The 275-nt window shown below is 69.8% G+C and carries 1 protein-coding gene; it reads left to right on the plus strand.

Features of this window, described 5'->3' with window-relative positions:
* Positions 1 to 82: 82 nt before the first annotated feature.
* Positions 83 to 275: hypothetical protein (locus tag ACPXBU_RS34895; RefSeq protein WP_425761409.1), on the plus strand; the 193-nt coding region annotated here is incomplete at its 3' end.

The following is a 275-nucleotide window of genomic DNA, read 5'->3' on the forward strand; positions in this document are numbered from 1 at the left end:
TGCGCATGTGATCGTCGAGCAGGCTCCGCCGGTGGTTGGGGACGCCGTTGTAGTCGCTGATTCGTCGGTGGTGGGTGCGTCGGTGGCGGGGTCGGCTGAAGTTGCCGGTGTGGTGACCGGTGTGGTGACCGGTGCGGTGACCGGTGCGGTGACCGGTGCGGTGACCGGTGCGGTGACCGGGGCGGGTGTGGGTTCGTCGGTGGTGCCGGTGGTGGTGTCGGGGCGTTCGGAGCGGGCGTTGGATGCGCAGATCGATCGGCTCGGTGGTGGTGTGG

The organism is Micromonospora sp. DT231, assembly GCF_049847025.1.
Taxonomy (GTDB): Bacteria; Actinomycetota; Actinomycetes; order Mycobacteriales; family Micromonosporaceae; genus Micromonospora.